Genomic DNA, 24,723 nt, shown 5'->3' with positions numbered 1-24,723 from the left:
TGTCCTGACACTGCGGGATGAAACCATGCCGCTCCCGGCGGTTTCAAGGCATGCCCGGCGCCTGCAACGCTGGGTCGCACGCCGCGCACCGATGGACGCCTGAACGCGCACGGCGTATATTCTCAATCGTCAAGATTGTTCTGAGAGAGAAATGGCCGAACGGACTGACACGCCGGAGAAGCTCGTGGGCGCCCTGGTCAACGGGCTCGCCGTGCTGCGCTACCTGCAGCGGACGAACGCAGCCGTCGGCGTGACGCAGGTCGCGCGCGACCTCTCCCTCAATCCCAGCACCTGCTACCACCTGCTGCGGACGCTGGTCCACGAGGGGCTCGTGGTCTTCGACGAGAAGACGAAGAGCTACACGGTGGGTCTCGGTCTCGTCGCGCTGGCGCAGGGGGCGCTCGACCGGAACACCCATATCCGCATGCTGCATCCTTCGCTCAAGCGGATCGCGCGCAAGCACGGGGTCACCATGACGCTCTGGGACCGCATGAGCGATGACCGTGCCGTGCTGGTCGACCGCGCGGAATCGGATGCGGCGATGCATGTCTCCATGAACATCGGGCAGCGGCTGCCGCTGTTCCTCGGTGCGCTGGGCCGCTGCTTCGCCGCCTACAGCCAGATGCCGCCGGAGGAATTGCGCAGCCGGTACGAGGCGATCCGCCTGCAGGACCCCCAGACCTTCGAAGACTGGATGGAGGACGTCGAGGAAGTGCACCGGCGCGGCTATGCCATCGACCGCGGCAATTACGTGCGCGGCGTGACCACGATCTCGGCCCCGATCCTCAACAAGCAGGGCGAGCCGGTGCTGGCGATGAGCGCGGTCGCCTTCAGTGCGCAGGTCGGTGCGCGCGAGACGCGGGAACTGGCCCAGGACATCCGCGTCGCGGCGCGCGACGCATCTCTGGCGCTGGGCGGGAGCGCGCCCGCAGATTCAGCCATGGAGAAAACTTTTTCTCCTGGCGAATGAATATTGATTCACATTTCCCGATCCGCCAGACTTTGCCAGACCTTGAAAGACCGCAGCCGATACCGGGTGCGGGCACGTCTTGCAGATCGGGGAGACCGCAGGCCATGACCGTCACGCGCCGGCCCGGCGCCAACACCATCGAGGAACCGGTCTTCCGCGACATGTGCCGCAGGTTCGCGGAGGTCGAGGCCGCCCCGCGCTGGGAAAAGGCGGACCGGGAGAAGGCATATCCGCGCGACTTCTACGAGGCGGCCGCGCGCGCCGGCCTGATCGGGATCACCGCCTCCGAGGATATCGGCGGGGCCAACCTCGGCGCGACAGAGGAGGCGATCTGCCTCGAGGAGGTCTCCAAGGTCAATCCGAACCTCGCGGTCTCCCTGCTGGTGCAGAACGTGGCGGGCTCGATCCTCTACGACTTCGGCGCGCCGCAGCACCGCGAACTTGCCCGCCGCAACATCGCTGGCGACTGCATGGTCGCCATCGCCGTGACCGAGCCTGAGGCCGGCAACGACATCCAGAACGTCAGCACGCGCGCGACGCGCGACGGCGACCATTGGATGCTCAGCGGCATGAAGGCCTTCATCACGCTTGGCGGAGATGCGGACGTACTGGTCCTGCTCGCCCAGACCGATCCCTCCAAGGGGCGCCACGGCATGCAGTTCTTCGCCGTCGACCGGGCGAGCGAGGGCGTGATCGCGAGCCAGATCGACACCTATGTGAACCGCCCCGCCCCCACCTACCGCATCACGCTGAACGACGTGCGGGTGCCCGAGGAAAGACGCCTCGACGCAGGCTTCCGCGAAATCATGGCCGGCTTCAACCGGGAGCGGATCATGGTGTCCGCCCGCTGGCTGGGGCACATGCAGCACGCGCTCGACTGGGCGGTGGAGTATGCGCAGACCCGCCAGCAGTTCGGCCGCCCGATCGGGGCGAACCAGTCGATCGCCTTCCAGCTGGCCCAGGCGAAGGTCGACGTGGAGGCCGCGCGCCATCTCACCTACCACGCCGCACGCAAGTGGGATTCGGGCGTGCCCGTCGGCGATGTGATCCTCGACGTCTCGACCGCCAAGCTCTTCGTCACGCAGGCGGTCGTGCGGGTCACGCAGACCGCGCTGCATGTCGCCGGCGGCTGGGGCCTGACGAGCGAGCTTCCGGCCATGCGCATGGCGATGGACGCGCTGGTCGCGCCCGTCACCGTCGGCAGCTACGAGATCCAGTTGCGGGCCATCGCCCGGCAGATGGGCCTGCCCTGCGACTGAGACCGGACCCCTCCCATGGGGCGACGCGAAACGGGCCGGAACGCATGTCCCGGCCCGTCCCTTTTTCTTGCGTTCGAAGCCGCGGTCAGAGACCGTGGGTGTTCTCGTCGATCTTCGAGAAGACCTCCTGCATCAGCAGTTCCGTCATCTTGTCGAGATCCTTGCCAAGCGGGGCGTAGAGCGCCTCCCACTTCTCGACGAGCGCGACGAATTTCTCCATCAGCGGCTCGGGCTCGGCGATGTTCAGCTTTGTCTTCGCGTTCTCGATGATGTTCGGGCGATCGGTCTTGAGGAACTCCGCCAGCTGCTGACGCATGCCATCCGACGGCTCGTGGACCGAGACATTGTGCTGGCCGATCTCCGCGCGGGCCGCGTCGTCGGTCGCGATGTAACCGAGCGCCGCCTGCAGGATGCCGCGCGCGGCATTGTCGAGCAGCACGCGGCGGTGCGCCGGCGACAGGCCCTCCCAATGCCGGGCGCTGACCGTGAAGATGCCCCAGGACCGGTAGGTGCCGAGCTGCAGGTTCGTCACGTGCTTGGCCGCGTCCCACAGGCTGTGGCTCTTCATCGCGCCGAAGGCGTTGAGCACGGCGTCGACCTGGCCGCGCGACATCGCCTCGTAGATTTCGCCGGCAGAGATGTTGACCGGCGTGCCGCCCGCTGCGCGCACCCAGCGGTCCCAGAGCGCGCCCGGCGTCCGGACCTTCTTGCCCTTCAGCTCGTCGAGCGTCTCGATCTTGTCGCGCGACATGAGCACATAGGGCGACGTGCTGGTGCCGCCCATGTGCACGAGGCCGAGCTTCTTGAACTCCGCAAGGCAACCTTCGCAATTGAGCAGTGCGAACTCGCTGACCGCCGCCGCGATGGCAGGCGCGTTGCTGCCATAGATTGCCATGTCGGCGATCAGCGTCGCGTAGGGAAACTCGGCCGGGAAATAGCCGAACACGATCTGCCCGATGTCGGCGACGCCCGTCTGCAGGCCCTCGACCATGTTCTTGCCGCCGAGCAGCGCGCCCCCGGCGAACAGCTTGTAGGTCAGCTCGCCATTGGTGTCCTTCGCCACGCGCTCGATGAAGGGTTCGGCGCCCTGCCCCACGACGGGGTTGGCCGGCGGAAGGAAGGCGGCGAAGCGGCCTTCCGCGGCCTGCGCACTGCCCGCGAACGAAGCGGTGACGGCGAGGCCCGCCGCCGCCGCGAGTGTGAGAAGCCGGTGTTTCATGTGTGTCCTCCCAGATAGTGTTCTTTGCGGTTCTTGGTTCGCGCAGCGCAGGCGCGCCGCCCGGTGCCCGTCCTCAGTCCATGAGCGAGGGCAGGGTCAGCGTGATGGCCGGAAAGCCGATCAGAAGGCCCAGCGTGATGAGGTCGGCCACGAGGAACCACATCACGCCGCGGTAGATCGTCGCCGTCGAGACGAGGTTGCCGACCATCCCCTTGATGACGAAGACGTTGAGACCCACGGGCGGCGTGATCAGCGCGATCTCCAGGTACTTTGCGAGCAGGATGCCGAACCAGATCAGGTCGACGCCCACGTGCTGGACCACGGGCAGGAAGATCGGCAGCGTCAGCAGCATGATCCCGATGGGGTCGAGGAACATGCCGAGGATCAGGTAGACGACGGAAATGCCGATCAGCAGCCCGATGGTCCCGACCTCGTGCTGCACGACGAGATCGGAGAGGTAGTCGGCCACCCCGGCCAGCGCCATCAGGCGGGTCAGCAGCGCCGCCCCGATGGCGATGATGAAGATCGACGACGTGCTGTAGAGCGTCTCCAGCACCGCCTGGCCCATCGTCTTGCGGGTCAGCGTGCGCTGGGCGAACGCGATCAGGAAGGCGAGGCCCGCACCGACCGCACCCGCCTCCGTCGGCGTGAACACGCCGCCGAACAGGCCGCCAAAGACCCCGATCACCAGCACGATGACCGGCCAGGTGCCGCGGAAGGCGGCGAGCTTCTCCGCAAGGGTCTCACGCACGCTGGTGGTGGGCGCAAGCTCCGGGTTGCGGCTGACGCGGATCACGATCATCAAACCGAACATGAAGGCCGACAGAAGGCCCGGCAGGATGCCCGCGACGAACAGCTTGCCGATCGGCACCTCCGCGAAGATGCCGTAGATCAGAAGGATGATGCTGGGCGGGATCATAGAGCCGATTGTGCCGGCCGCCGCGACAACGCCCGTCGCAAGCCCCTTGTCGTAGTTGGCGCGCAGCATCTCCGGCACGACGATGCGGCCCATGGCGGCGGCGCACGCGACGGAGGAGCCGGTGACCGCGGAGAAGGCCGCGCTCGCCCCCACCGAGGCGACGGCCAGGCCGCCCGGCAGCCAGCTGAGCCAGGCGCGGGCCACGCGGAACAGGCCCTCCGTCAGCTGGGCATGGAAGCAGACATAGCCCATGAGCAGGAACATCGGCACCGAACTCAGCGTCCAGTGCGCGGTGAAGTCGTAGGGGATCGCGGTGAGGATGCCCCAGGCGGCGACGGGCCCCAGCAGCAGGTAGATGCCGCCATAGGCGACGAGGCCCAGCGCAATGCCGACGGGCACGCGCAGCAGCATGAGGAGCAGGAGAACGCCAAGGCTACCGAAGCCGATCTCGAGACCGCTCATCGCCTCAATGCTCCGCCGGGCCGGAGGCGTCGCGCACCAGCGCGTCGTCGCCGATCAGCAGCCGCCAGCCCTTGTAGAGCAGCAGCGCAGTCATCAGCCCGCAGCCGAGCGGCACGAAGAAGCGCGACGGCCAGACCACGACGGAGAACTCGCCCATCACGTATTCGCCGATGCGGTACTTGGCCATGGCCGATTGCCAGCTCGACCCGGTCAGCAGGCCGAAGAACGCCGCCCCCGCCGCGCAGGCCAGCGCCTGCAGCCGCAATTGCGCGCCCACGGGCAGGAACTGCGCGATCAGGTCGACCGAGATATGCGCATCCGCCATCTCCACGCGCGCAAGCGGCAGGAATACGATGGCGACCATGAGATAGGCGGTGACGATCTCGGTCGTGCCGGGCAGCGGCTCGTTGAGCAGGTAGCGGCCCAACACGTCGAGATTGATCTGGACCATCATCAGCAGCAGAGCGACCCCCGACAGGCGGAGGCAGGTCTCGGTCGACCATCTGAAAAACCCGAGCACCAAGGCGCTGCTCCCTCCCCTTCCGGGCGTTTCCGCCCGCCCCTTGCCGGTGGTCCGGCGATCTTGCGCGCACGCCCCCAGACTTGACAGGGCCGGCGGCACCGGGGCTTGTTGTTTCCTAGTTAGAATATTTTTTTTCAGTTAGAATGCAAGCGGATGTGTCGCGACGGTCCGCCACAAGACGGAAGCAGCCAGGAGGGATGAAGAGCCATGGATTTCGCGTTCAGCGCGGAGCAGGAGCAGGTGCGCGAAACCGTTCGCAGGTTCTGCGAGAAGGAGATCGCGCCGCTGGTGCGGGCGGCGGAGGAAAGCGAGACATTCCCGCGCGAGATCTTCCGCAAATGGGGCGAGACGGGCCTGCTCGGCGTGCGCTACCCGGCGGAGGACGGCGGCTCGGGCTTCGACAAGGTCAGCGACTGCATCATCCGCGAGGAGCTGAGCTACGTCTCGCAGGCCTTCGCGTCGAGCTGGTCGGCGCACACCCATCTCGGCATCTGGCCGATCTGGAGGGCCGGCACGCCGGAACAGCGCGCACGCTTCTTCCATCCCGCGCTGGCGGGGGAGAAGATCGCGTGCTTCGGCCTCAGCGAGCCCGACGTGGGCTCGAACATCCGCGCGCTCAAGACGCGGGCGGAGAAGGTCGACGGCGGCTGGAAGATCAATGGCGCGAAGATGTACATCACCAACGCGCCCATCGCGGACTTCATGCTGCTGGTGGCGCGCACGTCGCCGGAACTGAAGCCCGACGCGATCAGCATCTTCATCGTGGAGCTTCCCTGCGCGGGCATCGACATCTCGAAGCTCGGCAAGGAAGGCATCAAGGCTTCCGAAACCGGCCTCCTCTACATCGCCGACGCCTTCGTGCCGGACGATTGCCTGCTCGGCGGACGCACGGGCACATATCCGGTCGTCCTCGACTCGCTGGCGGAGAACCGCGTCGGCGTGGCAGCCAACTCGCTCGGCATGGCGCGCGCCGCGCTCGACGCCGCCACCCGCTATGCCAGGGAGCGCGAGGTCGCGGGCAAGCGCATCGGCCAGTACCAGGCCATCGCCCACAAGCTCGCCGACATGGCGACCGACATCGAGGCGGCGCGCTGGCTCGTCTATTACGGCGCATGGCGGGTCGACCAGGGCACGCTCGACACGGTGACTGCGTCCAAGGTGAAGCTCTTTGCAAGCGAGGTCGCCGTCCGCGTCAGCGAGCAGGCGATCCGCATCCACGGCGGCTCCGGCATCATGCGCGAATACCCGGTCGGGCGGATCCATCGCGACTCGCTGGTCTATGTCATCGGCGAGGGGACGAGCGACATCCAGCGCAACCTCATCGCGCGCGGGCTGGAGCTGTGAGCGCCGCCGAATTGACAGCCCCGGCGGCGCCCCATAGCTTCTCCTGAAAGAATAAGCTTTCTCATCAAGAACAACGAGGGATGCAATGGGCGGCAGACACCAGGCGATCAGCTACCGGGTGGAGGACGGCCTCGCCATCCTCGAACTCGACCGGCCGGAAAGCCGCAATGCCCTCGACATCACCATGCGCAACGAGATCCGGGACCTGCTGCCGGAGATCCGCGCGGACCGGTCGCTGCACGCACTGCTGCTGACGGGCTCGGGCGGCGCGTTCTGCGCGGGCGGCGACCTGAAGGCGCTGTCGGAGGGGGAGCGGTCGAGCCAGCAGAACCGGGAGCGCATCCGCCTGCTGCACGTCTGGTTCAGGGAGCTGGTCGACCTCGAACTTCCCGTTATCGCGGCGGTGGACGGCCCGGCCTTCGGGGCGGGCTTCAACCTGGCACTCGCCGCCGACTTCGTGCTGTGCTCGACGCGCGCGAAGTTCTGCGCGGTGTTCGGGCGCATCGGCCTGATCCCCGACCTCGGCGGCTTCTTCCTGCTGCCGCGCACGGTCGGGATGCACCGGGCGAAGGACCTGGTGCTCACGGCCCGCACCGTCGGGGCGGAGGAGGCGCAGCGCATCGGCATCGTGTCGGAGGTGTTCGCGCCGGAAGACCTGCGCGCCGGCGCCATCGCCTTCGCCAACCGCTTCAAACACGCCTCGCGCGACGCCATCGGGATCGCCAAGGGCATCCTCAACCAGTCCTTCGACCTCGACCAGCACGCGCTGTCGGAGATGGAGGCGTTCGGACAGGCGGTGTGCATCTCCAGCGAGTATCACCGCGAGGCGGTGCGCCGCTTCCTCGGCAAGGAGCCCCTGCCCTTCGACTGGGACCGGCTCAGGAGGGACGGGCAATGAGCGGCGCGCCCCCGGATGCGGAGATTCTGACCTTCGACCGCTTCCAGCCCGGCGCGGTGATGGGCGAGGAGACGGTGGTGCTCGACACCGCGATCCTCGACCCGTGGCTGAAGCTCTTTCCGGCGGACGGACGGCACGAGACGCACATGCCGCACGGCATGGTGATGACCATGATCATGCGGGCCTACATGGCCGTGGTGGCCCCGCGCCCGCCCGGAAACGTCCACGCGGGCCAGCGCGTGAAGATGCACCGCCGCCCGCGCCTCGGCGAAGCGGTGACGACCCGCATCACCTGCGAGGGCAAGGAGATGCGCAAGGAACGCCGCTGGGTGCACCTGGCGAGTGAGAGCCGCGATGCCGACGGGAACATCCTGTTCGAAGGCCGCATGACCCTGATCTGGGCCGCGTGAGGAGATGACCCCCATGGCCGACAGCCTGACGCCCGTGTCCCTCGCCGTCGACGCGGAGAAGATCAACCTCTATGCGGAGGTGACCGACGACTTCAACCCGCTGCACGTGGACCCCGTGTTCGCCGCGACGACGCCCATGGGCGGCGTGATCGCGCACGGGACCATGTCGCTCGCCCTGATCTGGCAGTCGCTGGCGGAGACGTTCGGCGACGAGAAGACCGCCGGCGCGGAGGTCGAGGTCCGCTTCACGCGCCCGGTGCGCATCGGCGACACGGTGACCGCGGGCGGCAAACCCGATCCGGAGACGCCGGGCCGCTATCGCGTCTGGGTGAAGAACCAGGACGGTCAGCCGGTCATCGACGGCTGGGCCGCGCTGTAGCGGCACAGCTGGGCAAAGCCCCCTTCCCGTCCGCGCCCGGACGCGCGACCATGGCGTCCATGGCGCGGCGCGGGCGGAGACGTGCATGGGCGAGGTTCTGAAAACGGCGGCGCGGGGTCTGGCCGCGTGGGTCGACGTGACCTTCGTCGACCTCGCCCGCCAGATGCGCTGGTCCTACCTGCCGCCGCTGATGGTCTATGTCGCGGCGGGCGTTTCCGGTCTCACGGCGATCGTCGGTACCTTCTTCGTGAAGGACTATCTGGGCTTCTCCGCAGCCTTTCTCGCGGGGTTGAGCTTCTGGGCGGGCATCCCCTGGGCGCTGAAGATGCCGCTCGGCCACCTCGTCGACCTCGTGTGGCGGTGGAAGGCGCTGCTGGTCTGGGCGGGGGCTGCGCTGATCGCGGCGAGCGTCCTCGTGATGTACGCGCTGATCGCCTACACCGCGCCGATGACGGCAATCATGCCGGCGGAGGCATGGTATGTGATCGCCGCCCTTCTAGCGCCCACAGGCTATGTGCTGCAGGACGTGGTGGCCGATGCCATGACGGTCGAGGCGGTGCCGGTGCTCGACGCGGCGGGCAACCGCTTCTCCGAGGCCGAGATGAAGGCGATGCACACGACGATGCAGACGCTCGGCCGTTTCGCCATCATCTCCGGCACGGTCGCGGTCGCGGCCGTGAACATCACGCTCTTCCAGGGCGTCGCGGAGATGGCGGAAGCGGAAAAGGCGGCGATCTACGCCGACATCTACCTGATGGCGCTCGCCATTCCGGTGATCTCCATCGCGGGCGTCACGCTCGGCGCGCTGTCGCTGCGGCGCCGGGCGCGGGCACTGCGGGCGCAAGGGGTGGACGAGACCCGCATCGAGGCCGCGCTCTTCGCGCCGGAGGAGGCGGCGAAACCCAACTGGTGGATCCTCGGCGGCAGCGCCGTCTTCGTGGCCTTCACGCTTGCAATGGGCGTGGGCGAGGTGCCGCACGCGCAGGAGATCATCTTCGCGGGGTCCATGGCCATCGTGCTCTTCCTGATCCACCGGCTGCTGCTCGAGCTTGAGCCGGCCTTGCGCGCGCCGCTCGTCGGAACCGCCATCGTCATCTTCGTCTTCCGCGCCATGCCCCTGCCCGGCCCCGGTCAGACCTGGTTCGAGATCGACGTGCTGGGCTTCGACCAGCGGTTCCTCTCGGTCCTGTCGCTCATCACGTCGGTGCTGGCGCTGATCGGCCTCGTCGTGCTGCGCCCGCTGATGGCGGAACGGTCGATCGCCTGGATCGTCGCGCTGCTGACCGTGGCGGCGGGTGTGCTGTCGCTGCCGAACATCGGGCTCTACTACGGCGTGCAGGAGTGGACGGCGGCGTGGACCGGCGGCGTCGTGGACGCGCACTTTATCGCGCTGATCGACACGGCGCTGGAATCCCCCCTCGGTCAGGTCGCGATGATCCCGATGCTCGCCTGGATCGCGCGCAACGCGCCGGAGCACCTGAAGGCCACCTTCTTCGCGGTCATGGCGTCCTTCACCAATCTCGCGCTGTCGGCGAGCGCGCTGCTGACCCGCTATCTGAACGAGGTCTTCCTCGTCACCCGCGAGGTGCGCGACCGCGCAACCGGCGCGCTGGAGGTGCCGGCGGACTACAGCGAGCTTGGCTGGCTGCTGATCGCCGTGGCGCTGATCGGCCTCGCCGCGCCCCTGCTGACCATCGCCGTCGTGCGCGCGAGCCGGTTTGCCAGCACGCAATAGCCGCTTCAGCCGAGGCGCGCGTCGAGCACCGCCTGCGCCAGAAGTCCCGCGATCACCGGCAGCGGCAGGCTGGGCACGAGCCGCAGGGCGACGAAACGCCAGCCGAGCAGCGGCGCCTCGAAGGCCAGCACGCGGTGCCCGGCCAGCACCGCCCAGGAGGTGAGCAGCGCCACCATCTGGGCCGCGCCCGCATCGTTGCGGAACAGCACGATGACCACCGGAAAGGTCACCATCGGCCCGCCCGGCATCAGCATACCCACGAGAGAGGCGGCGAGAATACCGCGCAAGCCCGCCTCCGCGCCAACGCTGCTGACGATCATCTCGGGCGGGATGAGATGCGACAGGAAGCCCGCGAGCAACATGGCGAGCGGCATCCGCAGCGCCAGCGGCTTCAGCTGCGCAAGCGCCGTACCCGCCGCCTCCGCGTGGACCTCGGGACCGCGGCGCATGTGGGCATAAAGCGCCACCGCGCCGAGCAGGCCATAGATGAACAAAAGCGCCCCGAGCATCAGCTCTCCCCCGCCTCGGCGAAGCGGTAGCCGGCGAACTTGCGCTGCATCGCGGCCGTGATGAGCCCCGCCGCGAACGGCAGCGGCAGCGAGACGAGCAGGCGCAGCGCCGTGAAGTCCCAGCCGAGCAGCGGGATCTCCCACACGATGACGCGGGCTGCGCCGAGGACCGACCAGGAGGTCAGATAGGTGACGAGCAGCGGAAGCCCGACCCCCGCCCGGTGCAGCACCAGCACCAGTGCGAAGGATGCGAACGGCCCGCCCGGCGTCAGCGCGCCCGCGACCGTCGCGACGGTCAGGCCGCGCAGGCTGGAGGCGCCGCCGAGCCACCGGCTCGTCTTCTCGCGGTTCATCAGGTGCTGGGCATAGCCCGCCATCAGCACGCCGCCGATGACCAGGGGAACGATCGAGACAAGCAGGCCGAGACTGTCGGCCATCGCCACCATCGTCTCCGCCGGTCCCTTCAGCGCCAGGCAGGCGATCCCCGCGCCCAGCGCGAGCAGGGCATAGACAAGGATGCCGCGGTCGACCCGCCCGCGCCGCGCTGCTGCCGGTCCGCTATCCTCGCCGCTCTTTCCTGCCGCCACGCCCGTCTCCATCCGGCAAAACGTCCTTGGCATTGGCTACCCCATTCCGGAGGCGAGGCGGAGAGGAAACGGTTGCATCGCTGGCTTGCGCGCCGGACGGTACCCGGCCGGCCCAGGAGTCATTTTGCGCAAATTTTTCGGGGACATGGTCCGCGCTTTGCGCTTAAATCCCGAGTCGCGCGATACGCGGGAAGACGGAACACGCGCAAGGGTCAGAGGCGTGCCAGAGGGGCGTCACTCCAGGGGGACGGGCATCGCATGGAATATTTCGTTCAGCAGCTCATCAACGGGCTGACGCTCGGCTCGATCTACGGGCTGATCGCCATCGGCTACACGATGGTGTACGGCATCATCGGCATGATCAACTTCGCCCATGGCGACATCTTCATGATCGGGGCCTTCATCGCGCTGGCGGTGTTCCTGATCCTGACGACGGTCGCGGGCGTGACCTTCCTGCCCATCGTGCTTCTGCTCGTTCTCGTGGTGTCGATGATCTTCACCTCGGCCTGGGGCTGGACGGTGGAGCGGCTGGCCTACCGGCCGTTGCGCGGGTCGTTCCGGCTCGCCCCGCTGATCACCGCCATCGGCATGTCGATCGTTCTGCAGAACTTCGTCCAGGTGACGCAGGGCGCGCGGGTGAAGCCGCTGCCGCCCCAGATCCCGGGCGGTTTCACGCTGATGGACAGCGGCCACATGGTCGTGCAGCTCTCCTACATGCAGATCATCATCATCGTGTCCACGCTGGTGCTGATGGCGGGGTTCACGCTGCTGATCTCCAAGACCTCGCTCGGACGCGCGCAGCGTGCGTGCGAGCAGGACCGCAGGATGGCCGCGCTGCTGGGCGTGAACGTCGACCGCACGATCTCGCTGACCTTCGTGATGGGGGCGGGCCTCGCCTCGGTCGCGGGCCTGATGTTCCTGCTGCTCTATGGCGTGATCGACTTCTACATCGGCTTCCTGGCCGGGGTGAAGGCGTTCACCGCGGCCGTCCTCGGCGGCATCGGCTCGCTGCCGGGCGCCATGCTGGGCGGCCTGCTGATCGGCCTGATCGAGGTGTTCTGGTCGGCCTATTTCACGATTGAATACAAGGACGTGGCCGCCTTCTCGATCCTTGCCATCGTGCTGATCTTCCTGCCCTCGGGTCTGCTCGGCAAGCCGGAAGTGGAGAAGGTCTGATGGCCTCCATCGGGACGCAGGAATCGGCCGACGAGTTCACGCCCGTCGGCGAGCAGATCGAGCGCGAGAAGCGCGGCCGCCAGCGGCTGGTGCCGCCGGACGCCGGGCCGGGCACGCTCGCCGCATCCCTGAAGGACGCGGCCATCGCCGCCTTCCTCGTGGGCGTGCTCGGCGTCTTCTTCATCGGAATCCGCACCGATATCGAGCCGGGCGGGCTCGAGATCACGACCCGCTGGGGCGCCTGGATCGTCTCGATCCTGGTGGTGTTCGGGGGCAGGCTCGCGCTCAACCTCTTCGTGTTCAAGCGCGCGCCTGCGCCCGCGCCGAAGGCGAAGAAGGAAAGTTCGGGCGAGGCGCTGGCGGCGGCCGGACGCTGGACGAAGCGCGCGCTGCTCGTCTTCGCGCTGATCCTGCCGTTCTTCTTCATGGCGCTGTTTCCGCAGAAGGACAGGCAGTTCATCGACCTCGCCATCCTGATCCTCACCTACATCATGCTGGGCTGGGGCCTGAACGTGGTGGTGGGACTCGCGGGCCTTCTCGACCTCGGCTATGTCGCCTTCTACGCGGTGGGCGCCTATTCCTTCGCGTTGCTCGCCTACTATTTCGACTTCGGATTCTGGACGGCGCTGCCGCTGGCGGGCGTGCTGGCGGCGATCTGGGGCCTGGTTCTGGGCTTCCCGGTGCTGCGGCTGCGCGGCGACTATCTGGCCATCGTCACCCTGGCGTTCGGCGAGATCATCCGGGTCGTGCTGCTGAACTGGTACGAGTTCACGAATGGGCCCGACGGTATCTCGGGCATTCCGAAGCCGACCTTCTTCGGACTCGAGGTCGGGCGGGGCGAGAACAGCGTGGGTGCGTTCTTCGGCTTCGGCTACGACCCGATCCACCGCTTCGTCTATCTCTACTACATCATTCTCGTGCTCGCCCTGATCACCAACGTCGTCACCATGCGCCTGCGCCGCCTGCCGGTGGGACGCGCGTGGGAGGCGCTGCGCGAGGACGAGATCGCGTGCCGCTCGCTCGGCATCAACACGCGCAACGCCAAGCTGACGGCCTTCTCCATCGGCGCAATGTTCGGCGGTTTCGCGGGCTCCTTCTTCGCCACGCGGCAGGGCTTCATCTCGCCGGAGAGCTTCACCTTCCTCGAGTCCGCGATCATCCTCGCGATCGTGGTGCTGGGCGGTCTCGGCTCGCAGATGGGCGTCGTGATCGCCTCCATCGCGATGATCGGCGGGATCGAGTTGCTGCGGAACCTGGAGTTCATGACCGCGATCTTCGGCCCGGGCTTCGATCCGGTGCAGTACCGGATGCTGATCTTCGGCCTGGCCATGGTCGTCATCATGGTGTGGAAGCCGCGCGGTCTCGTGTCCACGCGGGAGCCGTCGGTCGTCTACAAGGAAAAGAAGAAGATCAGCGCCGACATGGTTGCACAGGGCGAGGGACACTGATGGCTGCGGCAGCGAACGAGACGATGCCGGCAGGCACCGGCGTGGCGCGCTGGGATGCGGACCCGATCCTCAGCGTCGAGCATCTGACCATGCGCTTCGGCGGGCTGGTCGCGGTAGGCGACTTGTCCTTCAACGTGGGCCGGGGCGACATCACCGCGCTCATCGGACCGAACGGCGCGGGCAAGACGACCGTCTTCAACTGCGTTACCGGATTCTACAAGCCGACCGAGGGGCGGATCGTGATGCGCCACGGCCCCGGCCGGCAGGAGGAGGCGGTGCGCGAGGTCACCGCAAGCGGCCTGCGCTGGCAGCGCAAAGGACCGGGCGGGGTCTACCTCCTGGAGCGGATGCCGGACCACGAGATCTCGCACAAGGCGAAGGTCGCCCGCACGTTCCAGAACATCCGGCTGTTCGGCGGCATGACGGTGCTGGAGAACCTGCTGGTCGCGCAGCACAACCACCTGATGGTCGCCTCGGGCTACACGATCGGCGGCATCCTGGGCCTGCCCGGGTTCCGCAAGGCGGAGGCCGCCTCGATCGACAAGGCGGTCCACTGGCTGGAACAGGTGCGGCTGCTCGACCGGGCCGACGTGGCGGCAGCGAGCCTGCCCTATGGTGCGCAGCGGCGGCTGGAGATCGCGCGCGCCATGTGCACCGATCCGCAGCTTCTCTGCCTCGACGAGCCGGCGGCGGGCCTCAACCCGCGCGAATCCGCGGAACTGAACGCCCTGCTGCGCCTCATCCGTGACGCGCACGACACCTCGGTCCTGCTGATCGAGCACGACATGAGCGTGGTGATGGAGATTTCCGACCATGTCGTGGTGCTCGACTATGGCGTGAAGATCTCCGACGGGACGGCGGAGCAGGTGCGCAACGATCCGAAGGTGATCGCCGCCTATCTCGGCGTGGAGGACGAGGACGAGATCGACGTGCCCGAGGTGCAGGAAGACATCCATCACATCGCCGAACACCAGGCCGGACATGACGGCGACAGCGGAAAGGGGCCGGGCGCATGAGCGAGCCTCTTCTCAGCATCCGCGGCGTGGAGACCTATTACGGCAACATCATCGCGCTGCGCGGCGTCGACCTCGACGTGCACCGGGGCGAGATCGTGACCATGATCGGCGCGAACGGCGCGGGCAAGTCGACGCTGATGATGACGGTCTGCGGCGACCCGCGGGCCCGCAACGGCCAGATCGTCTACGACGGCCGGGACATCACCCAGATGCCGACGCACGAGATCATGCGCCTCGGCATCGCGCAGTCGCCGGAAGGCCGGCGCATCTTCCCGCGCATGACGGTGATGGAGAACCTGCAGATGGGCGCGGGTCTGCTCGACGGCGACGGGTTCGACGACGACCTCGCCCGCGTGTTCGAGCTGTTCCCCCGCCTGAAGGAGCGGATCGGCCAGCGCGGCGGCACACTCTCGGGCGGTGAGCAGCAGATGCTCGCCATCGCGCGCGCGCTGATGAGCCGGCCGAAACTCCTGCTGCTGGACGAGCCCTCGCTGGGCCTCGCCCCACTGATCGTGAAGCAGATCTTCGAGGCGATCCGGGAGCTGAACGAGAACGAGGGGCTGACCGTGTTCCTCGTGGAGCAGAACGCCTTCCACGCGCTCAAGCTCGCGCACCGCGGCTATGTGATGGTCAACGGCAGCATCACCATGAGCGGCACGGGCGCGGAGCTTCTGAAGCGGGAGGAGGTTCGCGCCGCCTATCTCGAAGGCGGGCGTCACTAGGAGGCGGCACGATGATCGAGCACGACAACGCATTGCTCTGGGAAGTGAGCTTCGCGGAATTCATCTTCGTCACCGTCATCCTGGCGGGCGGGGCGGCCTATCTGACCGGGCGCGCGGTGGCGCTTTCCTGGTCGACGAACCTGCAGCTTGCCGCCTACATGGTGCTGCTCGCGGCGGCAACGCGGTTCATCCACTTCGCGCTGTTCTCCGGCACGCTCCTGTCGCTGCACTACTACGTGGTCGACCTGTGCGTCCTGCTGGCGATCGCCTTCATCGGCAAGCGCGTGACGCGGGCCGGACAGATGGCGCGGCAATACTCCTTCGCCTACCGGCGCGCGGGCCCGCTGGGCTGGGCGCGCAAGGGCTGAGGGGGCGCGCGGCTCAGCGCAGGGGCTTTATTTCCAAGGAAAAGTGGGATTTGATACCGCGCAAGCAGGGCGGGATTCCGGGCTGGCACCGGATGCAAGAAAGGCCAGACAAGAGCCTAGAACGCTGGAATCGCCATGCCGGACTTTTTGTGTTGAAAGGGAGACACGGATGAAAAAGGCACTCATGGCTGGGGCAGCCCTCAGCCTTCTGATGACGGGCGCGGCATGGGCCGAGATCGTCATTGCCACGGCCGGCCCGATGACGGGCCAGTACGCCTCGTTCGGCGAGCAGATGCGCGCCGGCGCCGAGCAGGCGGTCGCCGACATCAACAAGGCGGGCGGCGTCAATGGCGAGATGCTGAAGCTGGTGGTGGGCGACGACGCCTGCGACCCGAAGCAGGCCGTGGCGGTCGCCAACCAGTTCGCGGGCCAGGGCGTCGTGTTCGTGGCTGGGCACTTCTGCTCCGGCTCGTCGATCCCGGCGTCGCAGGTCTACAACGAGGAAGGCATCGTCCAGATCTCGCCGGCCTCGACGAACCCGGCGTTCACCGACAACCGCCCCGGACCGGGCGTGTTCCGCGTCTGCGGCCGCGACGACCAGCAGGGCGACGTCGCCGGACAGTTCCTCATGGACAAGTTCCCCGGCAAGAAGATCGCCTTCGTCAACGACAAGACGGCCTATGGCAAGGGTCTCGCCGACGCGACGCAGGCCGCGTATGAGCGGGCGGGCGGCAAGGCGGCGCTGGTGGAATCCTACTCCGCCGGCGAGAAGGACTACACCGCGCTCGTCTCCAAGCTGAAGCAGCAGGGCATCGACGTGCTCTATGTCGGCGGCTACCACACCGAAGCCGGCCTGATGAAGCGGCAGATGGCCGAGCAGGGCATGAACACCGTGCTCGTGTCGGGCGACGCGCTCGTGACCGACGAGTACTGGGCGATCACCGGTGCGGCCGGCGAAGGTACGCTGATGACCTTCTCCCCCGACCCGCGCAAGAGCGCGGACGCCAAGCCGGTCGTCGACGCGCTGCTCGCTGCCGGCAAGACCGCCGAAGGCTATGCGCTCTACACCTATGCCGCGATCCAGGCGTGGGCGCAGGCCGTGACCGCGGCGAAGTCGACCGACTTCGATCCGGTCGTGAAGGCGCTCGACGAGGGCACCTTCACCACGGTTCTCGGCTCGCTGAACTTCGACGACAAGGGCGACGTGACGCTGCCGGGCTACGTCATGTACGAGTGGAAGAGCGGCCAGTACGACTACTACAACAACTGATCGGGTGCATCCGCCCGTGAACGGCAAGGCCCGGCGCGGACCATCCGCGCCGGGCCTTTCCCGTTTCCGCCCGGCCGTCTCAGCGGACCTGTGACACCGTCCTGTCGAGAGCCGAAAGCTCCTCCCCGAACGCCATGACGCGCGCGAGATAACGGTCGTAATTCTGCTCCACCCGCGCGATCGGGCCGGCCAGCGCGAATCCCAGCGTCTCGCCCGCGATCTTGCGCACGATGCCGAGCGCCATGACGTCGGCGACGTTCTCGCCCCGCGTGATGAAGCAGCCGCGCGCGCGCCCCTCGGCGATGTCGGCCTTGAGCAGGGCGACATCGGTCAGCGTGTTGGGCGTCGGCGCCGACAGCCGCTTGCCCAGCAACCGCTCCATCTCGGCCTCCGTCAGCAGGCTCAGAACCGCCTTGCCGATGGCGCTGGAATGCAGCGGCTTGGTCTCGCCCGCATGGGCGGTGTAGCGGATCGTGTGCGTGCCCTCCGCCACCTCGAGATAGATGATGCCGTCGCCCTGGCGCTTGCCCATCAGCACGGTCTCGCCCGTCGCATCGCGCAAGCGGGTCATCAGCGGCGTGATCCTGCGCACCAGCGGGTCGCGCCGGGCGATGTCGGTTGCAACCTCCAGCAGCCGCTTGGTCGGGTAGATGTGACGCCGCTGGTCGAGCGTGTAGACATATCCCCGCGCCTGCAGCGTCTTGACGAGAGCGTGGCAACTGCTGATCGGGGACTTGATCCGCTCGGCCAGTTCCGAGAGCGACAGGGGCTCGCCCGCGGCCCTGAACGCCTCGAACACGTCTAGCGTGCGCGCCGCCGTCTTGACCGGACCTGCCGCCGTCTTCTCTGCCATTGGATACGCCCCCTGCTCTGGCCGCACCGCACGGCACACATCCGCGTAATTGGGCCGGTTCGCGCGGCCGCGTCAACACGGACGATGGGCGACTGCCGCCGAACCCGTTCCGAAGCCGCCTAGTGGGCAGGCCCGCCCTCCTCCCGTCCGTAGCGCCCCGTTGCAGCCGCCCGAAAGGCGAGCGCAAGATGGGTGAGAAGCAGCAGCCCCGCGCCCAGCGGGAGAATCCACTGGATGAACACCAGCGGAAGGCCGAGCGTCGTCTCGTCCACCCGGTTGCGTGCGATCGTCTCGTCCAGCAGCTTCCACATGTACCAGGCGAAGAGCGCAAGGAAGACCGAGGAGGCAACGTCGCCCACGATCCTGAGCAGGATGGCGAGCGGGCGCGGCAGGATCTGCAGGACATAGTCGACGCGGACGTGCACCCCGTCCTGGTGGGTGTGCGCGAGCGACGCGAACACCACGAAGCAGAGGATGTACGCCGACAGCGGATAGGTCCAGATGTCCGGCGCGTTGAACACATAGCGCATCGTCACGCTGTAGGTGGTCAGCACAGTGATCAGCAGGATGCCCCAGCCCGACAGCATGATGAAGCCGGTGTTGATGCCGGACAGGACGGCGTGGATGCGTTCCGCGAGTGCCCTCATGCGGCTTTCCTCCCCTTCTGCCCCTAGACCCCGCCGGCCACGTCGATGGTGGTGCCGTGCACATAGTCAGGCGCCTCGAGCAGCAGCCAGATCGCCACGTCGGCGATGTCCTCCGGCGTGCCTGCACGCTTCATCGGAACCGCGGCGGACATGCGCTCGATCCGGTCGGGCGCGCCGGCGCGGGCATGGATTTCGGTCGCGACGAGCCCCGGTGCCACCCCGTTCACCTGCACGCCCTCGGTCGCCACCTCGCGCGCCACGCCCAGCGTGAACGTGTCGAGCGCGCCCTTCGATGCGGCATAGTCCACCCAGTCGTTCGGGCTGCCCGTCCGCTTGGCGATGGAGGAGATGTTGACGATGCGCCCGCCCAGCCCGCCGTGCCGGGTGGAGATGCGGCGCAACATCTCGCGCGTGCAGAGGATCGGCCCGATGGCGTTGACGCGGAACGATGCTTCGAGCACGCGGGCGTCCGCCTCGTCCACGCGGCGGCCGGCCTGGCCGACGAAGCCCGCGTTGTTGACAAGGCCCCAGAGCCGTCCGTGCCGCTGCTGCGCCTCCTCGAACAGGGCGACGATGTCGGCCTCACTGCCAATGTCTGCCTTGATGACGGAGGCCTCGGCCCCCATCGCCTCCGCCTCGATCCTCAGCCGTTCGGCATCCGCCGCGCTGTCGCGGTGATTGATGCAGACGGGCACGCCGCGCGCGGCCAGCCCCCGCACGATGGCCGCGCCGATGCCGCGGCTGCCGCCGGTGACGACGACGGCGCCCTTGCTCCACCCGCTCATTTCAGCACCTCCCGGATGGCCTGCGCGATGCGGCCCTGGGACGGGATCACGCTCCGCTCCAGCTCGTCATTGTAGGGCATGGGCACATCCGGCGCGCCGACGCGGACGATGGGTGCATCCAGCCAATCGAACGCCTTCTCCACCACAATGGCGGTCACTTCCGCCCCGAAGCCGCCGTGCGTCCACGCCTCGTGCGCGATGACGAGGCGGTTGGTCTTGCGCACCGAGGAGAGGATCAGCTCCTCGTCGAGCGGCTTCAGCGTGCGCGGGTCGATCACCTCGACGCTGATCCCCTCGCGCTCCAGCTGCTGGGCCGCCGACAGCGCGCGCGGCACCATCGCCATGGTCGCGACCACGGTGACGTCGGTCCCCTCGCGCTTCACGTCGCCCTTGCCGAGCGGGATGGCGTACTGCTGCTCCGGCACCGGGCCGCCGCCGGAGACATAGAGCAGCTTGCTCTCGAGGAAGATCACCGGATTGTCGTCGCGGATCGCGGTCGTGAGCAGGCCCTTGGCGTCGTAGGGCGTCGACGGCGCCATGACGACGAGGCCCGGCACATGCGTGAACCAGGCTTCCAGCGACTGGCTGTGCTGGGCCGCCATGCGGATGCCGCCACCCTGAGGGCCCCGGATCACCAGCGGCACCTTCGGCCCGCCGCCCAGCATGAAGCGGAACTTGGCCGCCTGGTTGACCAGCATGTCCATGGTCAGCGCCACGAAGTCGAAGATCTGGATCTCGACGACCGGCCGCAGCCCGGCGATCGCCGCGCCGACGCCGCAGCCGACGAAGGTCGCTTCCGAGATCGGCGTGTCGCGCACGCGGTCGAGGCCGAAGCGCTCCGCGAGACCCTTGGTCGCCGCGAAGATGCCGCCCGTCAGGCCCACGTCCTCGCCCATGACGATGACGTCGCCGTCGCGCTCCATCTCCTGGTGCATGGCCTCGTTCAGCGCCTCGATGAAGCCGATCTCGCGGGTGCCCTTCGAGGCGGGCTCGACCGCGACCGGGTGCGGGGCGTAGACCGAGGCCATCATCTGTTCCGCGCTCGGCTCCGGACTCGCCTTGCCGTATTCGACTGCGGCCTCGATCTCGGCCTTCGCCTCCTTTCGGGCCTCCTCGACCGAGGCGGCGGTGTAGATCTTGCGGGCGAGCAGCGCCTCCTCCAGCGCCTTCACGGGATCGCGGTCGCGCCAGTGCTTCTGCTCCTCGTCGGGGCGCGGGTCGCGCAGGTTCGCGCGCATGGAGTGCTGGCCCCACCGGTAGGTCAGCGCCTCGATCAGCGTCGGCCCCTCGCCGGCGCGCGCGCGCTCGACCGCTTCCTTCATGGCGAAGGCCACGTCGGTCGCGTCGTTCCCGTCGACCTGCACGCCCGGCATCGTGTAGGACGCAGCCCGGTCCGCCACCCGGTCGATCGCCGTCGTCGCGCGGTAGGACGTGGTCAGTGCGTACTGGTTGTTCTCGCAGATGAAGATCAGCGGCAGCTTCCAGACCGACGCGAGATTGAGCGATTCGTGGAAGATGCCCTGGTTCGAGGCGCCGTCGCCGAAGAAGGCGACCGCGACCTGCCCGGTGTTCTTCAGCTTGGCGGCCAGCGCCGCCCCGGTGCACAGCGGCATGGCCGCGCCGACGATCCCGTTCGCGCCGAGGATACCGAGGCTGAGGTCGGCAATGTGCATCGAACCGCCAAGGCCCGCGCAATAGCCCGTGGCCTTGCCCATCAGCTCCGCCATCATGCGGTCGACCTGCGCGCCCTTGGCGATGCAGTGGCCGTGGCCGCGGTGATAGCTGCCGATGTAGTCGTCCTTGCGCAGGTTCCGGCAGACGGCCGAGGCGATGGCCTCCTCGCCCACATAGCTGTGCGCGGTGCCCTTCACCAGCCCCTCGGCAAAGAGTTCGGCGGTGCGCTCCTCGAAGGTGCGGATCTTCAGGGCTGTCCGGTAGATCGCTTCCAGATCCTCCGCCGGAAGCTCCCGGTTGCGCAATGCACGTTCGGCCGTGGTCGTCATGCCGCGTTCATCCCTCCCCCCTTTTTGCCTGTCGTTGCATCGCCCTGGCCCGGTGGCCCGCGGCCCTGCGATTGACAGCAATTTTTCGATATAGAATAGTTATCTTCAAAATAACGAAATCTGCAAGCTGTCACAACGACATCGGGCACATGCAAGAGGGAGGCAATCACATGGTGCATGGCGCAGGAAATTGGGTATCGGGTCTCCGCCGGACGGCGGGCGCTGCCGCGCTGGCGGCGGCGGTCGCACTGGGATGGCAGGCGGCCGATGCCGAGGCGCAGATGACGCTTCAGGCGACGACCGTCTTTCCGGAATCCGATTTCTCTTCCCAGGTGCTGCTGCGCTGGGCGGACCTCGTCAAGCAGCGGACCGAGGGCCGCATCGACTTCCGCTATCACTGGGCGGGTAGCCTGGTCGGCAACAAGACGCTCGACGGCCTGCGCGACGGCGTCGTCGACGTGGCGGTCCAGTTCACGCCCTATGTCTCCGGCGACATCATCGACCTCGGCGTGCTGGACATTCCGTTCAGCTTCCCGCTGGACGCAGAGGGGCTCGCCGCCTTCCACCGCGAGGTGAAGCCGCACGTCGCCAACATCTACGCAAAGCATGGCAGCCAGGTGGTGTCGGCCACCCCGATCATCCTGCCGAACCCGCTGACCTGCAGCGACCGGTTCCTGACCGGGCCGGAGCAGTGGAACGGCGCGCTCGTGCGGGCGGCGGGCCGCTGGCAGGCGGAAAGCATCAAGGCCTGGGGCGGCAGCCCGGTCGTGATCCCGCCGGCGGAGCTTTACACCGCTCTGGAGCGCGGCACGGCGAACTGCACGCTGATGGTCTACAACGGCGTGAACTCGCTCAAGCTCTTCGAAGTCGCGCCGCAGATCACGCGCATCGACCACTCGATCGCGTTCGGCACGATCAACGTCAGCGATGCCGCATGGTCCCGCATCTCCGAAGCCGACCGCAAGATCATGCAGGATGCGGGTGACGAGATCGTCACCTGGGCCGCGCAGCAGACCAACGACCGCCTGGCCGCGGTGATCGAGGACCTGTCCGCCAAGGGCGCGAAGTTCTGCACGCCGAGCGATGCCGAGTTCGCCCGTCTCGTCGGCGCGATGGACAAGGTCATCGACAGCATCCGCGGCGAGGTTTCCGCGGACGGCGCCGCGATCATCAAGATCGTGGACTCCTACCGCAAGCGGGTCACGGCCAAGCCGTCGATCGGCCCGAACAACCCGTGCTGACACCGCGCCAGGGGGAGACACGGACATGATGGACCCGCCCAAGGGCCTGGTGAACGGGATCGAACAGGTCTGCGTCGTCGTCAACGACCTCGACCAGACGATCGAGAACTTCGTGGAGAAGGCCGGCATCGGCCCCTGGGCGGTCTACACCTACGCCCCGCCGGACCTCACCAACATGAAGGTGCGCGGCAAGGAGGTCGCCTATGGCATGCGCCTGGCGCTCGCCTGGACCGGCTCCTTCATGTGGGAGGTCATCCAGCCGCTGGAGGGACCGTCCATCTACCGGGAGTTCCTGGACCGCTACGGCGAGGGGATGCACCACGTCCTCGTCCGCCACACCTGCGACTCCATGGCAGACGCCATCGCGGAGTTCGAGCGGCGCGGCTGCCCGCCCTGCATGGAGGGCAGCTACAAGGGTACCAATTTCGCCTACGTCGAGACCGACGGCCCGCTCAAGATGATCCTCGAGCTGGTCGAACGCCCGACCTATCCGGGCTACCGCCGCCCGGATCCGGAGCGCTGGTACCCCTACGCGCCCGAGGTGCCCTTCACCTGAACGGGCTTCTGCCCGAAGCGCCCGGCCGCGCGGTGCGGCCGGGCTTCGTTTCCCGATGGCTCGACGAGGCGCATCCGCATGGAATGGTACTGGATGGGGGCGACCCTGTTCGCGATCCTGATCGGCTTCATCCTGATCGGCGTGCCCGTGGCGTTCAGCCTGGGCCTTGCCGGGACGGTCGCGGTCTACCTGTTCCTCACCCCGCACATGCTGATGCAGCTTGCGCGCATCTCGTTCGATGTCGCGAGCACGCATCTCTTCATCGTCGCGCCGCTGTTCGTACTGATGGCGGGGCTCGTCTCACAGTCCGACGTGGCGGAGAAAGCCTTCCTCGCGGCGACCAAGTGGATGAACCGCCTGCCGGGGCCGCTGGCGATCAGCACCGTCGCCTCGGCCACGCTGTTCTCGGCGATCTCGGGGTCGAGCCCGGCGACGGCGGCGGCGATAGGCTACACCGCCGTGCCGGAAATGCTGAAGCACGGCTATAGCAAGCGCCTCGCGGTGGGCACCGTGGCTGCGGGCGGCACGCTCGGCATCCTCATTCCGCCCAGCGTCGTGATGATCATCTACGGCATCATCACCGAGACATCGATCGGAGACCTGTTCGCCGCCGGCATCATCCCGGGCATCCTCCTCAGCCTGCTTCTGATGCTCTATGTCATGGTGTCGTGCATCCGCACGCCGCCCGTGTCGATCGAGAACACGGTCATCACATGGTCCGACCGCTTCGCCGCGCTGAAGGGGATCTGGGCCATCGTGTTGCTGTTCATCGCGGTGATGGGCGCGATCTACGGCGGTATCGCCACGCCGACCGAGGCCGCCGCCATCGGCGCCATGGTGGCGCTGATCCTGACGCTGCCGCGGCAGGGGATGGGCCTTTCCGGCCTGTCGCTCGTCCTGGTGCGGACGGCCCAGACAACCTCGATGATCCTGCTGCTGATCATCTGCGGCTCGTTCTTCGGCTTCGTGATCTCCGCACTCGGCATCGCGCACGAGATGGTCGCAGTCCTCGTGGAGGCCCAGGTCTCGCCATGGACCGTGCTGATCGGCTACCTGATCCTGCTGGTGATCCTGGGCACGCTCATGGACCCCGCGTCCATGATGGTCATCACCCTGCCGCTCGCCTTCCCGGTCCTGAAGCAGCTGGGCTTCGATCCCGTCTGGATCGGCGTGCTGGTGACCATCGCGGTCGAGATCGGCATGATTACGCCGCCGGTCGGGCTCAACCTCTTCGTGCTGCAGGGCGTCGTGCCGCGCGAGATCACGACCAAGGACATCGCGCTGGGCGCCCTGCCCTTCGTCGGCGTGCTGCTGTTCGGGCTTCTGCTCGTGCTCGTCTTCCCCGGCCTCGCGACCTGGTTGCCAGCCGTCCTGCCCTGACCCTTGCCCTCACGGCTCTGGCCGCGCACGCGCGAGTTGACGTG

25 protein-coding genes are annotated in these 24,723 nt (G+C 67.6%); 16 read left to right on the top strand and 9 right to left on the bottom strand.

Translation table 11 applies throughout. From position 1 onward, the window contains the following. Window positions 1-151: 151 nt before the first annotated feature. Together NJQ99_RS11410 and NJQ99_RS11405 are read left to right on the top strand one after the other, a co-directional pair. On the top strand, window positions 152-970 hold the full coding sequence (locus NJQ99_RS11410; RefSeq protein ID WP_269332956.1) for an IclR family transcriptional regulator: 819 nt from the start codon (window positions 152-154) through the stop codon (window positions 968-970). A 104-nt stretch (window positions 971-1,074) separates the two neighbouring features. Further along, complete coding sequence (locus tag NJQ99_RS11405) at window positions 1,075-2,229, top strand: acyl-CoA dehydrogenase family protein (RefSeq protein ID WP_269332955.1); 1,155 nt, start codon at window positions 1,075-1,077, stop codon at window positions 2,227-2,229. Window positions 2,230-2,314: 85 nt separating this feature from the next. Here NJQ99_RS11405 and NJQ99_RS11400 read toward each other — a convergent pair whose 3' ends face one another. The 3 genes from NJQ99_RS11400 to NJQ99_RS11390 form a co-directional block, all read right to left on the bottom strand. Beyond that, window positions 2,315-3,448, bottom strand: coding sequence for a C4-dicarboxylate TRAP transporter substrate-binding protein (locus tag NJQ99_RS11400; protein ID WP_269332954.1), 1,134 nt, complete (start codon window positions 3,446-3,448; stop codon window positions 2,315-2,317). 73 nt (window positions 3,449-3,521) lie between these two features. Continuing rightward, the gene (locus NJQ99_RS11395; RefSeq protein ID WP_269332953.1) at window positions 3,522-4,829 is read right to left on the bottom strand and encodes a TRAP transporter large permease; all 1,308 of its coding nucleotides are present in this window, start codon (window positions 4,827-4,829) and stop codon (window positions 3,522-3,524) included. A gap of 4 nt (window positions 4,830-4,833) precedes the next feature. Then, on the bottom strand, window positions 4,834-5,349 hold the full coding sequence (locus tag NJQ99_RS11390) for a TRAP transporter small permease (protein ID WP_269333224.1): 516 nt from the start codon (window positions 5,347-5,349) through the stop codon (window positions 4,834-4,836). Between the two features lie 210 nt (window positions 5,350-5,559). Between NJQ99_RS11390 and NJQ99_RS11385 the strand changes: the two genes are divergently transcribed. From NJQ99_RS11385 to NJQ99_RS11365, 5 genes are all read left to right on the top strand, one after another. Further along, complete coding sequence (locus NJQ99_RS11385; protein ID WP_269332952.1) at window positions 5,560-6,696, top strand: acyl-CoA dehydrogenase family protein; 1,137 nt, start codon at window positions 5,560-5,562, stop codon at window positions 6,694-6,696. 85 nt (window positions 6,697-6,781) lie between these two features. Next, window positions 6,782-7,594, top strand: coding sequence for an enoyl-CoA hydratase/isomerase family protein (locus NJQ99_RS11380; RefSeq protein WP_269332951.1), 813 nt, complete (start codon window positions 6,782-6,784; stop codon window positions 7,592-7,594). After that, window positions 7,591-8,004 carry a hotdog family protein gene (locus NJQ99_RS11375; protein ID WP_269332950.1) on the top strand — a complete coding sequence of 138 codons (414 nt, stop codon included), beginning with the start codon at window positions 7,591-7,593 and terminating at the stop codon, window positions 8,002-8,004. The genes NJQ99_RS11380 and NJQ99_RS11375 overlap by 4 nt, the downstream gene beginning before the upstream one ends. A gap of 13 nt (window positions 8,005-8,017) precedes the next feature. Then, a complete protein-coding gene (locus NJQ99_RS11370) occupies window positions 8,018-8,383 on the top strand; it encodes a MaoC family dehydratase (RefSeq protein WP_269332949.1) in 366 nt (121 codons plus the stop codon). 85 nt (window positions 8,384-8,468) lie between these two features. Beyond that, complete coding sequence (locus NJQ99_RS11365) at window positions 8,469-10,118, top strand: MFS transporter (RefSeq protein WP_269332948.1); 1,650 nt, start codon at window positions 8,469-8,471, stop codon at window positions 10,116-10,118. A gap of 5 nt (window positions 10,119-10,123) precedes the next feature. Here the strand turns inward: NJQ99_RS11365 and NJQ99_RS11360 are convergent, their stop codons facing one another. Together NJQ99_RS11360 and NJQ99_RS11355 are read right to left on the bottom strand one after the other, a co-directional pair. Continuing rightward, window positions 10,124-10,627 (bottom strand): hypothetical protein, encoded by a 504-nt coding sequence (locus NJQ99_RS11360; protein WP_269332947.1) that lies wholly within the window; start codon window positions 10,625-10,627, stop codon window positions 10,124-10,126. Further along, window positions 10,627-11,226: a permease gene (locus NJQ99_RS11355; protein ID WP_269332946.1), complete on the bottom strand. Its 600-nt coding sequence runs from the start codon at window positions 11,224-11,226 to the stop codon at window positions 10,627-10,629. The genes NJQ99_RS11360 and NJQ99_RS11355 overlap by 1 nt, the downstream gene beginning before the upstream one ends. 246 nt (window positions 11,227-11,472) lie before the next feature. On the opposite strand from NJQ99_RS11355, the gene NJQ99_RS11350 reads away from it, so the two are divergent. From NJQ99_RS11350 to NJQ99_RS11325, 6 genes are all read left to right on the top strand, one after another. Further along, a complete protein-coding gene (locus tag NJQ99_RS11350; protein WP_269332945.1) occupies window positions 11,473-12,390 on the top strand; it encodes an ABC transporter permease subunit in 918 nt (305 codons plus the stop codon). Next, entirely contained in the window at window positions 12,390-13,838 is a 1,449-nt protein-coding gene (gene livM, locus NJQ99_RS11345) for a high-affinity branched-chain amino acid ABC transporter permease LivM (protein ID WP_269332944.1), read from the top strand. Before NJQ99_RS11350 ends, livM begins: the two co-directional genes overlap by 1 nt. Further along, a complete protein-coding gene (locus tag NJQ99_RS11340; RefSeq protein WP_269332943.1) occupies window positions 13,838-14,854 on the top strand; it encodes an ABC transporter ATP-binding protein in 1,017 nt (338 codons plus the stop codon). Before livM ends, NJQ99_RS11340 begins: the two co-directional genes overlap by 1 nt. Further along, window positions 14,851-15,576, top strand: a complete 726-nt coding sequence (locus tag NJQ99_RS11335; protein WP_269332942.1) for an ABC transporter ATP-binding protein — start codon at window positions 14,851-14,853, stop codon at window positions 15,574-15,576. The genes NJQ99_RS11340 and NJQ99_RS11335 overlap by 4 nt, the downstream gene beginning before the upstream one ends. An 11-nt stretch (window positions 15,577-15,587) precedes the next feature. Further along, entirely contained in the window at window positions 15,588-15,944 is a 357-nt protein-coding gene (locus tag NJQ99_RS11330; RefSeq protein WP_269332941.1) for a DUF6867 family protein, read from the top strand. 169 nt (window positions 15,945-16,113) lie between these two features. Continuing rightward, entirely contained in the window at window positions 16,114-17,214 is a 1,101-nt protein-coding gene (locus tag NJQ99_RS11325) for a branched-chain amino acid ABC transporter substrate-binding protein (RefSeq protein WP_269332940.1), read from the top strand. Window positions 17,215-17,293: 79 nt separating this feature from the next. On the opposite strand, the gene NJQ99_RS11320 is transcribed toward NJQ99_RS11325, so the two are convergent. The 4 genes from NJQ99_RS11320 to NJQ99_RS11305 all read right to left on the bottom strand — a co-directional run bounded on the left by NJQ99_RS11320 (window position 17,294) and on the right by NJQ99_RS11305 (window position 21,502). Then, the gene (locus NJQ99_RS11320) at window positions 17,294-18,067 is read right to left on the bottom strand and encodes an IclR family transcriptional regulator (RefSeq protein ID WP_269332939.1); all 774 of its coding nucleotides are present in this window, start codon (window positions 18,065-18,067) and stop codon (window positions 17,294-17,296) included. Between the two features lie 119 nt (window positions 18,068-18,186). Further along, window positions 18,187-18,714 (bottom strand): TRAP transporter small permease, encoded by a 528-nt coding sequence (locus tag NJQ99_RS11315; protein ID WP_269332938.1) that lies wholly within the window; start codon window positions 18,712-18,714, stop codon window positions 18,187-18,189. Window positions 18,715-18,737: 23 nt separating this feature from the next. Beyond that, window positions 18,738-19,499 carry an SDR family oxidoreductase gene (locus tag NJQ99_RS11310; RefSeq protein WP_269332937.1) on the bottom strand — a complete coding sequence of 254 codons (762 nt, stop codon included), beginning with the start codon at window positions 19,497-19,499 and terminating at the stop codon, window positions 18,738-18,740. Further along, a complete protein-coding gene (locus NJQ99_RS11305) occupies window positions 19,496-21,502 on the bottom strand; it encodes an alpha-ketoacid dehydrogenase subunit alpha/beta (RefSeq protein ID WP_269332936.1) in 2,007 nt (668 codons plus the stop codon). Before NJQ99_RS11305 ends, NJQ99_RS11310 begins: the two co-directional genes overlap by 4 nt. Window positions 21,503-21,672: 170 nt before the next feature. On the opposite strand from NJQ99_RS11305, the gene NJQ99_RS11300 reads away from it, so the two are divergent. From NJQ99_RS11300 to NJQ99_RS11290, 3 genes are all read left to right on the top strand, one after another. Beyond that, complete coding sequence (locus NJQ99_RS11300) at window positions 21,673-22,743, top strand: TRAP transporter substrate-binding protein (protein WP_269332935.1); 1,071 nt, start codon at window positions 21,673-21,675, stop codon at window positions 22,741-22,743. A gap of 25 nt (window positions 22,744-22,768) precedes the next feature. After that, on the top strand, window positions 22,769-23,299 hold the full coding sequence (locus NJQ99_RS11295; RefSeq protein WP_269332934.1) for a VOC family protein: 531 nt from the start codon (window positions 22,769-22,771) through the stop codon (window positions 23,297-23,299). Window positions 23,300-23,377: 78 nt separating this feature from the next. Continuing rightward, a complete protein-coding gene (locus tag NJQ99_RS11290; RefSeq protein ID WP_269332933.1) occupies window positions 23,378-24,679 on the top strand; it encodes a TRAP transporter large permease in 1,302 nt (433 codons plus the stop codon). Window positions 24,680-24,723: the final 44 nt, after the last annotated feature.

This window comes from Futiania mangrovi (genome assembly GCF_024158125.1).
In the GTDB taxonomy this organism is placed as follows: Bacteria; Pseudomonadota; Alphaproteobacteria; order Futianiales; family Futianiaceae; genus Futiania; species Futiania mangrovi.
This window is presented reverse-complemented; position numbering and strand designations above follow the sequence as displayed.

Excerpts from the sequence above, each read along its gene's own strand:
- NJQ99_RS11410 (WP_269332956.1), top strand. The coding sequence starts at position 152 with ATGGCCGAACGGACTGACACGCCGGAGAAGCTCGTGGGCGCCCTGGTC.
- NJQ99_RS11405 (WP_269332955.1), top strand. The coding sequence starts at position 1,075 with ATGACCGTCACGCGCCGGCCCGGCGCCAACACCATCGAGGAACCGGTC.
- NJQ99_RS11400 (WP_269332954.1), bottom strand. The coding sequence starts at position 3,448 with ATGAAACACCGGCTTCTCACACTCGCGGCGGCGGCGGGCCTCGCCGTC.
- NJQ99_RS11395 (WP_269332953.1), bottom strand. The coding sequence starts at position 4,829 with ATGAGCGGTCTCGAGATCGGCTTCGGTAGCCTTGGCGTTCTCCTGCTC.
- NJQ99_RS11385 (WP_269332952.1), top strand. The coding sequence starts at position 5,560 with ATGGATTTCGCGTTCAGCGCGGAGCAGGAGCAGGTGCGCGAAACCGTT.
- NJQ99_RS11380 (WP_269332951.1), top strand. The coding sequence starts at position 6,782 with ATGGGCGGCAGACACCAGGCGATCAGCTACCGGGTGGAGGACGGCCTC.
- NJQ99_RS11375 (WP_269332950.1), top strand. The coding sequence starts at position 7,591 with ATGAGCGGCGCGCCCCCGGATGCGGAGATTCTGACCTTCGACCGCTTC.
- NJQ99_RS11370 (WP_269332949.1), top strand. The coding sequence starts at position 8,018 with ATGGCCGACAGCCTGACGCCCGTGTCCCTCGCCGTCGACGCGGAGAAG.
- NJQ99_RS11365 (WP_269332948.1), top strand. The coding sequence starts at position 8,469 with ATGGGCGAGGTTCTGAAAACGGCGGCGCGGGGTCTGGCCGCGTGGGTC.
- NJQ99_RS11360 (WP_269332947.1), bottom strand. The coding sequence starts at position 10,627 with ATGCTCGGGGCGCTTTTGTTCATCTATGGCCTGCTCGGCGCGGTGGCG.
- NJQ99_RS11355 (WP_269332946.1), bottom strand. The coding sequence starts at position 11,226 with ATGGAGACGGGCGTGGCGGCAGGAAAGAGCGGCGAGGATAGCGGACCG.
- NJQ99_RS11350 (WP_269332945.1), top strand. The coding sequence starts at position 11,473 with ATGGAATATTTCGTTCAGCAGCTCATCAACGGGCTGACGCTCGGCTCG.
- livM (WP_269332944.1), top strand. The coding sequence starts at position 12,390 with ATGGCCTCCATCGGGACGCAGGAATCGGCCGACGAGTTCACGCCCGTC.
- NJQ99_RS11340 (WP_269332943.1), top strand. The coding sequence starts at position 13,838 with ATGGCTGCGGCAGCGAACGAGACGATGCCGGCAGGCACCGGCGTGGCG.
- NJQ99_RS11335 (WP_269332942.1), top strand. The coding sequence starts at position 14,851 with ATGAGCGAGCCTCTTCTCAGCATCCGCGGCGTGGAGACCTATTACGGC.
- NJQ99_RS11330 (WP_269332941.1), top strand. The coding sequence starts at position 15,588 with ATGATCGAGCACGACAACGCATTGCTCTGGGAAGTGAGCTTCGCGGAA.
- NJQ99_RS11325 (WP_269332940.1), top strand. The coding sequence starts at position 16,114 with ATGAAAAAGGCACTCATGGCTGGGGCAGCCCTCAGCCTTCTGATGACG.
- NJQ99_RS11320 (WP_269332939.1), bottom strand. The coding sequence starts at position 18,067 with ATGGCAGAGAAGACGGCGGCAGGTCCGGTCAAGACGGCGGCGCGCACG.
- NJQ99_RS11315 (WP_269332938.1), bottom strand. The coding sequence starts at position 18,714 with ATGAGGGCACTCGCGGAACGCATCCACGCCGTCCTGTCCGGCATCAAC.
- NJQ99_RS11310 (WP_269332937.1), bottom strand. The coding sequence starts at position 19,499 with ATGAGCGGGTGGAGCAAGGGCGCCGTCGTCGTCACCGGCGGCAGCCGC.
- NJQ99_RS11305 (WP_269332936.1), bottom strand. The coding sequence starts at position 21,502 with ATGACGACCACGGCCGAACGTGCATTGCGCAACCGGGAGCTTCCGGCG.
- NJQ99_RS11300 (WP_269332935.1), top strand. The coding sequence starts at position 21,673 with ATGGTGCATGGCGCAGGAAATTGGGTATCGGGTCTCCGCCGGACGGCG.
- NJQ99_RS11295 (WP_269332934.1), top strand. The coding sequence starts at position 22,769 with ATGATGGACCCGCCCAAGGGCCTGGTGAACGGGATCGAACAGGTCTGC.
- NJQ99_RS11290 (WP_269332933.1), top strand. The coding sequence starts at position 23,378 with ATGGAATGGTACTGGATGGGGGCGACCCTGTTCGCGATCCTGATCGGC.